Here is a 12,795-nt window from a genome sequence, read left to right as displayed (position 1 = left end):
TCACTGCTCCCCGCGTTGGGTTTTGTCGACTGAAACCTCAACCGGCTTCACCGCGGCGCCGATCGTGACCTTGCCGGTGCCTTCGACGATCAGACGATCGCCTTCGTTCAGCCCGCTGCCGATCAGCCAGTTGCTGCCCACCACCCGTTCGGCGCTGACGGTGCGCTGCGCCACGTTGTTTTGCTCGTCCACCACCAACGCGGTGGCTTCCCCTTTGGCGTTGCGGGTGATGCCCTGCTGCGGCGCCAGAATGGCTTTGGGATCGACGCCGTTATCCACCGTGGCGTGGACGTACATGCCGGGCAGCAGCTCATGCTCGGGGTTGGGGAACACCGCACGCAGCGTGACCGAACCGGTGGCCTCATCCACCGCCACCTCGGTCAACTCCAGCTTGCCGGCGTGGGCATAAGGCGTGCCGTCCTCCAGCTTGATGGCGACCGGCGTGACCGCACCGCGCTGCAAAGCGGCCTGCTGACGGCGCAGTTTAAGCAACTGGGCGCTGGACTGGGTCAGATCGACATAGATCGGATCCAACGCGCGGATGGTGGCCAACGCATCGGTCTGGCTGGCGGTGACCAGCGCGCCCGGCGTCACCGATGAGATGCCGATGCGGCCGGCGATCGGTGCCCGCACCTGGGTATAGGCGAGGTTGATGCGCGCCGTCTCCAGCGCTGCCTGATACTGGGACACCGACGCCACGGCCGCCAAATAGGCGGCTTTGGCATCGTCCGCATCCTGCTGAGAAACGCCGTTCTCTTTCACCAGCGCCGCATAGCGCTGTGATTTGAGCCGGGTGGATTGCACCGTGGCCTGGGCGTTTTTCAGCTGGGCGGCGGCCTGATCGTAGTTGGCCTGATAGCTGGCGGGGTCAATTTGGTACAATACCTGCCCGGCTTTCACCTCGGCCCCTTCGGTGAACAGCCGCTGCTTGATGATGCCGTCGACCTGCGGCCGCACGTCGGAAGTCATGGTGGCGTTGACCCGGCCGGTCAACTCGCTGCTCAGGGTCACTGACTGGCCGCGCAGCGTGACGACGCCGACCTCCTGCTCACCGCCTGCGCCCGTCGGCGCCCCGGCGTTTTGCCCATCGCAGGCAGCCAGCAACAGCGACAGCCCAAGCACCAAAAGCGTTTTTCTCTGCATTGCAATACGATCCCATTGAGAATGACTATTCTCAATATATCGAATGCAGACATTCGCTTCTGAAAGGGTTGCGTAAGGATAGCGTAAAATCTTGTCGAAGCGGGAAACGGTGGAGCAATATCGTTCAGCGTGGTTTCAGCACATTGGCGCAGCGATTTTTTGCCAATGCAATAAAGCGTTCCACTTCAGCCGGCGGCTGCGTCGTTTCAGTCGCATCAGGCTCTTGCTCCCGATGAGCATCGCTCGCCGGCTGTTTGCAACGATAAACCAGACCATACAGGGGATGACGTCCGTCTTCGGTCTGATAATAGTGGGCCACGCGGGCGAATGAATAGTAATAATAAGGCGTTGAATGTTCTTCGCCCCGATAAACGTTTTGCGTACCGCCGTAGTCGAATGTCAAGTTGGCGGTCTTTTCCATCAACCGATCCAGGTCGTCGATGACCTGTTCGGTACAACGGTTCAATTGTCGCCGCGCTTGTTCATTCAATTTATCGGCATCGTCGTCGGCGCATCGGGTGATATAGCCTTCATACTGGAGATTGTCGGCGAGCTGAAGTACGAAATAACGGTATGACTGCCCGGCGATTTTCACCCCCTCGCGTTCTTGAATCAGCTTCGCGTCCGGAATGAGATACACCGCCGCCGGATCCTGATTATCGAGCGTAAGCGTAGCGGCACTGGCCCCAACAACGGGCGCCAAGAGCGAGACCATAAGCAGGGATAACCGGGTGTTCAAACGAAAGTCCATTGTTTTCGCATCCTCATCCATCATAAATCTCGCCATCTTATCTCGTCAGCGGCGGCGTACCGAGCGCCGCGTGGGGATTTTTAGGGTTTAACCAGTCTAAACACCGTTTTGGTGTGCCAATAGTAGTCGATCGCCGCCGCGATATTCGGCATCCAACCGTCCGGCTCATAGGGCACGAAACCGGAAAAACCCAGCCGGCGGGCAGAGACCTGGAATCCCGCGGCGGAGAAAATGCGCGCATAGTCGTCCAGCGAGCGATCCTGCACCACGGTATGCGTCTGTTCAGCCACCCTTTCGCGCCATTGCGGCCACAGCGGGTTGTCGGTGTGGCAACCGGTCACCGCATAATAAACGCCGCCCGGTTTCAGCACCCGCAGCATATCGGCGGCATGCTGCGCGATATCTTCAATCAGGTAGATGACTTCATGACTGAAGGCGATATCGAAGTGGTTCTCATAACCCGTCAACCGCGTGTCGGTCTGATAACCGATCGGCAGGTTTCCTTTCAGGCGGTTGGCGTGTTCGACGGATTGGCGGGCGATATCAACGCCGAGCCCTTCACGAAATGGCCGGATTTGGTGCAACAGACGCAGAAAACCGCCCTGATTGCAGCCGAAGTCCAGCACCCTGACGCCGGACAATTCGTGTTCCGGCACCAGGCTCAGCAGATGCCGCCAGATGGGCGCATGACCTTCGGCCATGGCCTGTTCTGCGTGCGGATCGCGATACCAGGTGGGAATGCTCAAGGGTGAGTCGTTCATTATGGCCTCCTTATGTTTCCACTCAGCCAATCACACCCTATGGCGACAAACAACCGCGTGCGCATTTTTTGAACATTCACTGGTCTGGCTTGCCATGCACCGGCAATTGGCTGGTCACGCAGTGAATGCCGCCGCCGCCGGCGGCGATGGCGTCGATCTCCAGCTGCACCACCTTGCGCTGCGGATAGAGCGCCGACAGCAGCGCAAACGCCGCCTTATCCGCCTGCGGATCGCCAAATTCAGGGGCGATCACCGCGCCGTTGATGACGAAATAGTTGATGTAGCCCGCCGCGAAATCGGGGTTGCGGCGACTGAATCGGCTTTCGCGCGGTGCCCGCGGCGGCGAAAGCGTATGTACCTGCAGCGTGCGGCCGTCGGCGTCGGTCGCTGCTCTGAGGATCGTCAGATGCGCTTGGGTAACCGCATGATCATAAGAGGCCGGATCGGTATCCAGGTTGGCCACCACCACGCCAGGCCGCACGAAACGGGCATAAAAATCGACGTGGGCATCGGTGATGTCTCGGCCTTTAATGCCCGGCAGCCAGATAATTTTGCGCAGGCCGAGCATCGCCTTCAGCTCTTGCTCAACCCGGTCTCGGCTCCAGCCCGGGTTGCGGTTCGCATTCACCCAACTGCTCTCGGTCATGATGCCGGTGCCGTGCCCATCCACCTCGATGCCGCCGCCTTCGCCTACCAGCGCGCTGCAGCGCGGTTGAGCGACGCCGTATCGCCTGGCGACAAACCCTGCCAGACGCGCATCCCTGGCATGTTGCTGCTTATCGCCCCAGCCGTTGAAGTTGAAATCCACCGCGCCCAGTTCGCCGGCGTCATTGACGACGAAATTGGCGCCGATGTCGCGCATCCAGATATCATCCAGCTCAGTGACAACATAGCTGACGTTGTGACTGCCGCAGGTGGCCTCAGCCAATTGCCGTTCATTGCCGCGGCAAAAAACCGTCAACGGCTGAAAGTCGGCGATGGCGCGGGCGATGCGCCCCTGCGCTGCCTGCACGTCCGCGGTGAACCCGCCCCAAATCGCACGCTGCGCGCCGAAAGCGAGAAACGCCCGCTGTTGCGGTTCCCCTTCGTCGGGCATCCGCCAGGTCGGATTAAGCGCAGCTTTCGCGTGACCGCGTAACGGGATGCCCAATGATGCCGTCAAGCTCACACCGGCCACCGCCGAAAGCTGCTTGATAAAGGTGCGACGCGTTGACATAAATAGCCTATTTAAATTGATTTAAATTCAAACTGTTATCCGGTTTTTTTACGCTCCGGCGCTTGAATCCCATGCTAGTCTTCCCCTGCCACCGCGACAAACGATATATTTAGCGGATATCTGATTAGACAGGCTTATCGATAATGTTAAAACACTGGCCCCCCTTGAGCGCCCTGCGCGGTTTCGAAGCGGCGGCGCGCCTGGGCAGTTTTCATCAGGCTGCCGAAGAGCTGCACCTGACTCAGTCGGCCATCAGCCAGCAAATCCGCAGCCTCGAGGCGTTTCTGGAGCAACCGCTGTTCTTCCGCACCGGCCGCAGCGTGGCGCTGACCGACGCCGGCCACGATCTGTTCAGCACCGCACAGGTGATGCTGCAACAGCTGGCCGTCGGCATTCGCCGTTTGGATCAGTACCGCAAACCCAACCAACTGATCGTTAACACCACCCCGGCCTTTGCCCGCCACTGGCTAACGCCGCGGCTGGGCGACTTCAATCGGCAGCATCCGCAGATCGATCTGTGGCTGTTCACCAGCTTTGAACCGCCGGATATGGCGACGGACAGCATCGATCTGGCGATCCGTGACGATCTCAGCGCGCAGGCGGACTGCACCTTTAACGTTCTCTGTACCGACCGACTCTACCCCGCCTGCCACCCCTGCCTGCTGGCGTTGACGCCGGAGCAGCGCGTGACCTTGCACGGCGAACGCGAGATGGATTGGAGCCACTGGGCGGTGGCGGGCGGCGCGCACGTCGGCCAGCGCGACAGCGGGCTGAACTTCTCCGATCCTGGTCTGCTGCTGGACGCCGCCTGCAACGGCCTCGGCATCGCGTTGGTCAGCCAACTGCTGGCGCAACACGCGCGCGACGCCGGGCTGCTGCAACCGTTAACCGAGCAACGCGTGCGCGGCGCCAACTGGGCGTGGCTGCTGCACCGCGACAGCGAACACAATCCGCTCGCCCGGCACTTCTGCCAATGGCTGCAGTCGGCGCTGCCCGCCGGCGCATAACGCGCCACGTCACGATTTGCTACTCTGGTCAGGCGGCCCCGCCTGACCGCTGCTACTTTCAATAAAGCGTCGCAACAGCCCGAAGAAAACGCGCTAACCTGCTGTTTCAAAATAATTAGTTGAATTCACCTGATAACTGAACATCGCTAAAAGGATCTTCTATGTCTGCCGGTTTATTGAAAACGATAGCTCTGAGCGTGGCCCTTGCCTGCACCGTTCCCGCTGCCTTTGCCGCCGAACTGACCGCCGGCGCGGTCGCCGCCCCGGATCAGTATGGCGCCAAGGTCGCCGCGCACATTCTGCAGGCCGGCGGCAATGCGGTCGATGCGGCGGTCGCCACCGCCTTTACCCTGGCCGTTACCTACCCTGAAGCCGGCAATATCGGCGGCGGCGGCTTTATGACGCTGTACGTCGACGGCAAACCCTATTTCCTCGACTACCGCGAAGTGGCGCCCAAGGCCGCCGGCAAAACTATGTATCTGAACGAGAAAGGCGAAGTGATCGAGAATCTCAGCCTGGTGGGCAGCCGCGCCGCCGGCGTGCCGGGCACCGTGCTGGGATTGTGGGAAGCGCATAAACGCTTCGGCAAGCTGCCCTGGGCCGAGCTGCTGACGCCGGCGATCGGTTACGCCCGGCAAGGTTTCACCGTGGCGGATCAGCAGTATCAGTACCGCGAAGATGCCAACAAGCTGTTCGCCGGTAAAACCAACTTCGGCGACTATTTCGGCGCCATGAAGCCCGGCACGGTGTTCAAGCAGCCGGAGCTGGCCGCCACCCTTGAGCGCATCGCCAAATCGGGCGCCGACGATTTTTATCACGGCGAAACCGCTCGCCTGCTGGTGGCGCAAATGCAGCGCGACAACGGGCTGATCGGCGCGGCGGATTTGGCCGACTATCGGGTGAAATGGCGTGAACCGATGCGCATCAGCTGGCGCGGCAACACCGTGTATACCGCCCCGCTACCCAGCTCCGGCGGCATCGCGCTGGCGCAGCTGCTGGGGATCAAAGAAGATCGCGCCGCCGACTTCAAGGGCGTGCCGCTGAACTCGGCGCGCTACATCCACCTGCTGGCGGAAATCGAAAAGCGCGTGTTCGCCGATCGCGCCGACTACCTCGGCGATCCGGACTTCACCCAGGTGCCGGAAGCGCAGCTGATCGCCCCCGACTACCTGAAAAAACGCGCCGCCGAGATCAACCCGACGGCGATCTCGCCGACCGAAAAGGTGCGGCCGGGGCTGGAAACCCACCAAACCACCCACTTCTCGATCGTCGATGCCGCCGGCAACGCGGTCAGCAACACCTATACGCTCAACTGGGACTTCGGCAGCGGCGTGGTGGTCAAAGGCGCCGGCTTCCTGCTTAACGACGAGATGGACGACTTCAGCGCCAAACCCGGCGTCGCCAACGCCTTCGGCGTGGTGGGCAGCGACGCCAACGCCATCGAGCCGGGCAAGCGCATGCTCTCCTCGATGAGCCCGACCATCATCACCCGCGACGGCGACGTCACTCTGGTGATCGGCACCCCGGGCGGTTCACGCATCTTCACCTCGATCTTCCAGGTGATCAACAACCTCTACGATTACCACCTGCCGCTGGCGCAGGCGGTGGCCGCCCAGCGCGTGCACCATCAGCTGTTGCCGAAGGACACCGTCTACTATGACAGCTTTGCGCCGCTGACCGGCAAACCGGCGGACGAGCTGAAGGTCATGGGTTACACCCTCGAAGACCAGGGCTGGAACATGGGGGATATTCAGGCTATCCGCATCGATGGCCGCACGCCGGAAACCGCGTCCGATCCGCGCGGCCGCGGCGTCGGACTGGTGGTGAAAAAGTAACGCGCCGGCGGCCCGCTTCAGCCACGCCGGGCCGCCGCTCTCCCCGCACAGACTGACGTTGCTCCCTTTTTCACTCATCTATACTGAATCGACAGGCTCGCGTTTAACGGCGACGGCGCTTGCGTTCCATCTTGGACGATAAAAATAATATTTTCAGTAAATCAATCACCTGCATTTATCGTAAGCGATGTCGGAGGCAATCAACAATGGCGAAAAGACGAGCAGTACCCGGGGTGCATCCCTACGATGGGCCCGCCGGCGGTTGGGGCGCACTAAAAGCGACGGCCATCGCCGTGCGCACGCAGATGGACACCTTAGAAGCGCCGGTGACGCTGATGCGCACCAATCAACCCGACGGTTTTGATTGTCCGGGGTGCGCATGGCCGGATAAAGAACATCGATCTACCTTCCAGTTCTGTGAAAACGGCGCCAAAGCCGTGACCTGGGAAGCGACCAGCAAGCGCGTGACGCCCGAATTTCTGGCGCAGAACACCGTAACGTCGCTGCTGCAGAAAACCGATTACCAGTTGGAAGACTATGGCCGCCTGACAACCCCTCTGTGCTATGACGCCGGGACGGACACCTTGCGCCCGCTGGCCTGGGATGAGGCGTTTCAACGCATCGCCGCCGTTTTGCAAACGCTGCCGCCGGAGCAGGTGGAGTTTTATACCTCCGGCCGGGCGTCCAATGAGGCGGCCTACCTGTTCCAGCTGTTTGCGCGGGAGTTCGGCAGCAATAACTTCCCCGACTGTTCCAATATGTGCCATGAGCCGACCAGCGTTGGCCTGCCCCAGTCGATCGGCATCGGTAAAGGCACCGTGTCGCTGGACGACTTTGACAGCGCGGAGCTGATTATCTCCATCGGGCACAATCCGGGCACCAATCACCCACGCATGATGGGCACGCTGCATGAACTGGCGCGTAAAAAGGTACCGATTATCGTGTTTAACCCGCTGCGCGAGCGGGCGCTCGAGCGTTTCACCGATCCGCAAAACGTCATCGAAATGGCGACCTACAGTTCGACCCCTATCGCGTCCACCTACTATCAGGTCAAGGCCGGCGGCGACGCCGCGGCGCTCAAAGGCATCGCCAAAGCGCTGCTGCAGCTGGATGAAACACAAGGCAACGCCGTGGATCACGCCTTTATTGCCGAGCACACGGAAGGTTTTGCGGATTTCGCCGCCGATCTGAAGGCCACCGATTGGGATGCGATTGAGGCGGAGAGCGGCCTGGCGCGCCAGGACCTGGAACGGGTCGCCACCGCCTACGCAAAATCCAACGCCACCATCGTGACCTACGGCATGGGCATTACGCAGCACAATAAAGGGACGGCCAATGTGCGCCTGATCGCCGATCTGCTGCTGCTACGCGGCAACATCGGCAAACCGGGCGCCGGCATCTGCCCGCTGCGCGGCCACTCCAATGTGCAGGGCAACCGCACCGTCGGCATCACCGAAAAACCGTCGGCCGATTTTTTGGCAAAGCTGGAAACGGTGTTTGGCTTCACGCCGCCCAAAGCCCATGGTCACGATGCCGTGAAATGTATGCAGGCGATGATCGATGGTGCCTCGAAGGCGTTGATCTGCCTGGGCGGCAACTTCGCCGTAGCATTGCCGGACCCCGAGCAGAGCTTCCCGGCGATGAAAGCCCTGGAGTTAAGCGTGCATATCGGCACCAAACTCAACCGCAGCCATCTGTTGGTGGCAAAAGAAACCCTCATTCTGCCCTGCCTGGGCCGCACCGAACTGGACATGCAGGCCGGCGGGCGGCAATCGGTGACGGTGGAGGATTCGATGTCGATGGTGCATGCGTCATCCGGCAAATTAAAACCGGCGTCGGAACTGCTGCGTTCGGAACCCGCCATTGTGGCCGGCATGGCCAAAGCGGTGATGCCCGCCAGCAAGGTGCCCTGGGATGAGCTGATCGAAGATTACGACGTGATCCGCGAGCTGATCGAAAAAACCATTCCCGGCTTCGACGATTACAACGCGCGTATTCGCCAACCCGGCGGCTTCCGCATGCCGCTGCCGCCGACCGAACGCCAGTGGCCGACGACGACGGGCAAGGCGATGTTTTCCGTGTTCAGCGGGCTGCATGAGGACGAGATAACGACAGACAAAGACACGTTGCGGCTCATAACGCTGCGCAGCCACGATCAGTACAACACCACCATCTATGCTCTGGACGATCGCTACCGCGGGGTCTTCGGCCGGCGCGACGTGCTGTTCATGAATGACAGCGATCTGCAACGTTTGGGGCTGGAACATGGCGACGTGGTCGATCTGGAAACGGCGCTGCCCGGCAGCACCCAGCGCCTGGAAGGCATCACGGTGATCGCCTACAACATCTCAGCCGGTTCGGTCGGCGCCTACTACCCGGAGGCCAACGTGCTGGTGCCGCTGCATTACATCGATGAGGAGAGCGGCACGCCTTCGTATAAATCGGTGCCGATCCGCGTGAAGTTGAGATCTAAAGAGGTGCGCGCGGTCGATATCGCCTGACGGAAGCGGTTTGAGCCTTTCTCCGCATGGAGAAAGGCTTCTCCCCCTTTAGACCTGCGCCACCAACACATTAACATTGGCGGGGAAAACCAAGCCTTCTAATGCGTTACCGCTGTCGGAGGTCACCAGATAATCGACCTCGGGCCATTTGGCCACCAGCGTCATCGCATGCCCGCGCAGCTTGTTTTCGTCGGCCAGCACGATGCACTTGCGGCTCTGCGCCATCATTTTGCGCGCGATGGCCGCTTCATTGACGTTCTGATCCATTACGCCGGTCTGCACGTTGACCGCGCCGGCACCGATAATGGCGTAATCGGCGAAAAACGCCTCAATGTTATTCAACGCGATTGCACCCAGGCACGCCATTTTGGAGTCGATGAACTGCCCGCCGATCAGCACCACGTCAATGGAGTCATTCTCCAGACAGACGTTGGCAATCAACGGCGAGTTGGTGATGACCGTTAACTGATCGACCGTCGCCAACTGCCGGGCAAACTCCAGCGTGGTGGAGCCGAAATCCACGAACACCGTATCGCCCGGTTGGATCAGCGTCACCGCTTTCTCCGCGATGGCGCGCTTCTCGGCCTCGGCGATTTTGGCCCGCTCGTTGAATTCATGCTCGAATTTAAACTGGCTGCTCACCGCGCCGCCGTGGATCTTCTTGATCAGCCGATAGTCTTCCAGCTTGTTCAGGTCGCGCCGAATGGTTTCCTGCGAAACCTGGAATTTATCCGCCAGCTCATTCACGTAAACCCGGCCGTTGGCCTGGATCAGCGCCAGTATTTCATTGCGCCTTTCCACGGAATTAGAGATATCCATTCACATTACACTCGCTGCCTTTAGTAAGAGTGACTGCCTCCGCCGAGACTTGCGGCGTTAACTGACGGAATACTACGGGTTTCAGGGCGTTAGACGCAAGCCGTTGCCATCGTTCACCCGGCGGATTCGATGCTGATGTGCAGTGCATCACGCTCAGCCTCGGTCGGCAAGGCGATGTTGCGCAGCAGGATCCGCCGTTCCGGCAGGCAGCGGTGCGTTTTGCGGTACAGCACTTTCTCCCCCAGCCGCACCACCACCGAACCGGACACCGCCTGTTCCACGCGCATATTGATCGTGACCGTGGCGGGCTTGCCGATCAGCGCCACACGGGCGGGCGCAGTCAGGCGTATCCGTTCGTCGTGCCGCACCGGCAGGATTTGCTGCGCCGGCGGCAGCGTGCACTGCAGCGAATGGGCAACGGCCTCGCCGACGCGCAGCCCTTCCTGATAACACTGGTCGCCCATGTCCGCCGGATGCAGCATGTTGCCGACGGCGAAATAGGCGGCGTCGGAACAGCGGCCGAACTGGTCTGTCAACGGGCAGCCGCTCTCCGGCCGCTGCGCCAGGTGGCTCTGGCGGATCAGCGTATACTCCCCGGTGAAGCGGCCGGTGAAGATCAGGCTGTCGCAGGCGATGCGCTGCTTCTCCCCCTGACGGTTTTCCACCTCGATGGACTCAACCCGATCGCGGCCGGCAATATCGGTCACGCGCGAATAGTAGTGGATCGGCACCCCCATCAGACGCGCATAGAGCGCGCTCAGACGCCAGGCGACGGGTCTGCCGCCGCTTTCAATCATGGCGACGGCGCGCACGCCAGCGTTACGCAGCGTCCATAGCGCGGAGAAACTGACCAGCTCGGTGCCGATCACCACCGGCGCCTTGCCCGGCTGCAGCCCGCGCAGATAGACGAACTGCTGCAGCGCACCGGCGGTGAGTACGCCCTGCGGCCGCAGGCCGCTCACCAGTCGCGGATGGCGCGGCGTCTCGCGCACGCCGGTCGCCAGGATCACCCGCTGCGCTTTCAAGGTGCTGACGCCGCGGCGATCCGTGATGGTCAGCTCGCCGTCCGGCTTGATGGCGAGCACCGTCACGCCGGTACGGATTTCCACCTGCCCGGCGCGCGCCAGTATCTTATCGACATAGGTGGAGCCCAACATCGGCCGGTAAAACGTTTGCAGCCCAAAGGTGGGGTGCCGACAGTGTCTGGGCACGCCGCCCGCTTGCTGCTCCCGTTCCAGGATCACCACATCCTCGATGCCCGCCTGCCGCAACGCGGTCGCCACCGCGATCCCGGCCGGCCCGGCGCCGACAATCGCCACCTGATACTCAGTTTTCATCAATGCTCCCTACGGCCAGCGTCTGGCCAAAACGATCGCCTACCATTTCCGCCACCCGGCTGCTGCAATAAAACCCGTTGCAGCGCCCCATCATCACGCGCGTGCGGCGCCGCAGCCCGCCGATGCACTCCGGTGGCACGGCGGAATCGAACGTCGCCTCAATCTCCCGCTGAGTCACCAGCTCACAATGGCAAACGATGCCGCCGTTATCCGGGCGCGCGTAATCGCGCAGCGCGTAGTCGGCGAGCATCGGCATCTGCGGCCAATGCACGGTTTGCGGCGCCGTCGGCGTGAAGCACGGCGTAAAATGGTCGCGGTAAAGCTGCTCCACGTATTGCGCGATGCCGAGCGCCGCCGTCAGGCCGGTGGAGCGAATGCCCGCCACGCAGATCCACTGCCGCTCGGGATAGTGCTGAATGCGGTAGTGTTTCTGTTCGGTCGCCGGGCGTAATCCGGCATAGCTAGCGGTCACGCTGTAATTCGCCAGCGAGGGCAGCAGCCGGGTGCCCTGTTCGATCAGTTCGCGCATTTTGGTTTCGTCTACCGTTGCCGTTTCTCGATCCTGCTGTTCTTCGGCGGTCGGCCCCAGCAGCAGATTGCCGAAGATGGTTTTCGACAGCAGCACCCCTTTGGTGATGGCCGTCGGCACCGGCAAGATAATGGCGTTGACCTGCCCGGCGGCGGCCTTGTCGAACACCAGAAACTGCCCTTTGCGCGGGCGGATTTCAAACTCGGGCTGATGGCAGAAACTTTCTACCCGGTCGCCCTGATTGCCGGCGCAGTTGATGACGATTTTGCCGTGAAACTCGCCCCGGTTGCTGGTTAGCCGCCAGCCGGTCGGCAAGCGTTCGGCGCCGGTCACCTCGGTATTGAAGCGATAGTTGCCGCCGTGTTTGACGCCCTGCGTCAGGTACGCCAGCGGTGTGCTCCAGGGATCGATCACGCTCTCTCCCGGCACCTCGACCGCCGCCAACGCGCCGGGCGCCAGCTGTGGCTCACGGCGATACAGCTCGGCGGCGTCGATCTGTGCCACGTCCAGCACGCCATTGTCGTGCGCCTGCTGCACGATCGCGGGCAGCGCCGCCAACTGCTGCTCATCCCAGGCCACAACCAAGGCGCCGGTGGGTAACAGCGGCAAATTCATCCGTTCGCGGATGGCGATAAATTCCCGGTACCCGGCCTGCATGCAATGCAGTTCCAGGCTGCCGCTGGGCGCATCGAAGCCGGTGTGCAGCAGCGCGCTGTTGGCTTTGCTGGCGCCAGACAGGATATCGCCTCCCTTTTCCAACAGCAGCGTTCGGGCGCCCATCAGGCAGAATTGGCGGAATACCGCACACCCGACCACACCGCCGCCAATCACGACAATGTCCCAATCCGTTTGTTCTTCCATCATGCTGATGTCCCGTTTTGATGTGATAACCACAA

10 protein-coding genes are annotated in these 12,795 nt (G+C 61.3%); 3 read left to right on the top strand and 7 right to left on the bottom strand.

What is annotated here, in order from left to right:
- From ACJ8J5_RS05750 to ACJ8J5_RS05735, 4 genes are all read right to left on the bottom strand, one after another.
- Positions 1 to 1,143 carry an efflux RND transporter periplasmic adaptor subunit gene (locus tag ACJ8J5_RS05750; protein WP_414104486.1) on the bottom strand — a complete coding sequence of 381 codons (1,143 nt, stop codon included), beginning with the start codon at positions 1,141 to 1,143 and terminating at the stop codon, positions 1 to 3.
- A 124-nt stretch (positions 1,144 to 1,267) separates the two neighbouring features.
- Positions 1,268 to 1,918, bottom strand: a complete 651-nt coding sequence (locus ACJ8J5_RS05745; protein WP_049207561.1) for a hypothetical protein — start codon at positions 1,916 to 1,918, stop codon at positions 1,268 to 1,270.
- A 56-nt stretch (positions 1,919 to 1,974) separates the two neighbouring features.
- Positions 1,975 to 2,655: a class I SAM-dependent methyltransferase gene (locus tag ACJ8J5_RS05740; protein WP_141998113.1), complete on the bottom strand. Its 681-nt coding sequence runs from the start codon at positions 2,653 to 2,655 to the stop codon at positions 1,975 to 1,977.
- Positions 2,656 to 2,731: 76 nt separating this feature from the next.
- Complete coding sequence (locus ACJ8J5_RS05735) at positions 2,732 to 3,871, bottom strand: agmatine deiminase family protein (RefSeq protein ID WP_197781534.1); 1,140 nt, start codon at positions 3,869 to 3,871, stop codon at positions 2,732 to 2,734.
- A 143-nt stretch (positions 3,872 to 4,014) separates the two neighbouring features.
- Between ACJ8J5_RS05735 and ACJ8J5_RS05730 the strand changes: the two genes are divergently transcribed.
- The 3 genes from ACJ8J5_RS05730 to ACJ8J5_RS05720 all read left to right on the top strand — a co-directional run bounded on the left by ACJ8J5_RS05730 (position 4,015) and on the right by ACJ8J5_RS05720 (position 9,214).
- Positions 4,015 to 4,878, top strand: a complete 864-nt coding sequence (locus ACJ8J5_RS05730; protein ID WP_197781535.1) for a LysR substrate-binding domain-containing protein — start codon at positions 4,015 to 4,017, stop codon at positions 4,876 to 4,878.
- 161 nt (positions 4,879 to 5,039) lie between these two features.
- Positions 5,040 to 6,713: a gamma-glutamyltransferase gene (gene ggt, locus ACJ8J5_RS05725; protein WP_369436499.1), complete on the top strand. Its 1,674-nt coding sequence runs from the start codon at positions 5,040 to 5,042 to the stop codon at positions 6,711 to 6,713.
- Positions 6,714 to 6,919: 206 nt separating this feature from the next.
- Positions 6,920 to 9,214 carry an FdhF/YdeP family oxidoreductase gene (locus tag ACJ8J5_RS05720; protein WP_414104485.1) on the top strand — a complete coding sequence of 765 codons (2,295 nt, stop codon included), beginning with the start codon at positions 6,920 to 6,922 and terminating at the stop codon, positions 9,212 to 9,214.
- Between the two features lie 48 nt (positions 9,215 to 9,262).
- Here the strand turns inward: ACJ8J5_RS05720 and ACJ8J5_RS05715 are convergent, their stop codons facing one another.
- From ACJ8J5_RS05715 to ACJ8J5_RS05705, 3 genes are all read right to left on the bottom strand, one after another.
- The gene (locus ACJ8J5_RS05715; RefSeq protein ID WP_060447144.1) at positions 9,263 to 10,033 is read right to left on the bottom strand and encodes a DeoR/GlpR family DNA-binding transcription regulator; all 771 of its coding nucleotides are present in this window, start codon (positions 10,031 to 10,033) and stop codon (positions 9,263 to 9,265) included.
- A 113-nt stretch (positions 10,034 to 10,146) separates the two neighbouring features.
- Entirely contained in the window at positions 10,147 to 11,370 is a 1,224-nt protein-coding gene (locus ACJ8J5_RS05710) for an NAD(P)/FAD-dependent oxidoreductase (RefSeq protein ID WP_414104484.1), read from the bottom strand.
- Complete coding sequence (locus tag ACJ8J5_RS05705; protein ID WP_060447142.1) at positions 11,360 to 12,763, bottom strand: NAD(P)/FAD-dependent oxidoreductase; 1,404 nt, start codon at positions 12,761 to 12,763, stop codon at positions 11,360 to 11,362. Before ACJ8J5_RS05705 ends, ACJ8J5_RS05710 begins: the two co-directional genes overlap by 11 nt.
- Positions 12,764 to 12,795 lie beyond the last annotated feature (32 nt).

Source organism: Serratia sp. CY43202, from assembly GCF_052168755.1.
GTDB lineage: Bacteria > Pseudomonadota > Gammaproteobacteria > Enterobacterales > Enterobacteriaceae > Serratia > Serratia bockelmannii.
Note: the sequence above shows the minus strand (reverse complement) of the source record. Positions and strands in the feature narration are given on the sequence as shown.

Bases quoted from the DNA above. Each gene is read 5' to 3' on its own strand.
- ACJ8J5_RS05730 (WP_197781535.1), top strand. From the start codon at position 4,015: ATGTTAAAACACTGGCCCCCCTTGAGCGCCCTGCGCGGTTTCGAAGCG.
- ACJ8J5_RS05750 (WP_414104486.1), bottom strand. From the start codon at position 1,143: ATGCAGAGAAAAACGCTTTTGGTGCTTGGGCTGTCGCTGTTGCTGGCT.
- ggt (WP_369436499.1), top strand. From the start codon at position 5,040: ATGTCTGCCGGTTTATTGAAAACGATAGCTCTGAGCGTGGCCCTTGCC.
- ACJ8J5_RS05715 (WP_060447144.1), bottom strand. From the start codon at position 10,033: ATGGATATCTCTAATTCCGTGGAAAGGCGCAATGAAATACTGGCGCTG.
- ACJ8J5_RS05735 (WP_197781534.1), bottom strand. From the start codon at position 3,871: ATGTCAACGCGTCGCACCTTTATCAAGCAGCTTTCGGCGGTGGCCGGT.
- ACJ8J5_RS05705 (WP_060447142.1), bottom strand. From the start codon at position 12,763: ATGATGGAAGAACAAACGGATTGGGACATTGTCGTGATTGGCGGCGGT.
- ACJ8J5_RS05740 (WP_141998113.1), bottom strand. From the start codon at position 2,655: ATGAACGACTCACCCTTGAGCATTCCCACCTGGTATCGCGATCCGCAC.
- ACJ8J5_RS05710 (WP_414104484.1), bottom strand. From the start codon at position 11,370: ATGAAAACTGAGTATCAGGTGGCGATTGTCGGCGCCGGGCCGGCCGGG.
- ACJ8J5_RS05720 (WP_414104485.1), top strand. From the start codon at position 6,920: ATGGCGAAAAGACGAGCAGTACCCGGGGTGCATCCCTACGATGGGCCC.
- ACJ8J5_RS05745 (WP_049207561.1), bottom strand. From the start codon at position 1,918: ATGATGGATGAGGATGCGAAAACAATGGACTTTCGTTTGAACACCCGG.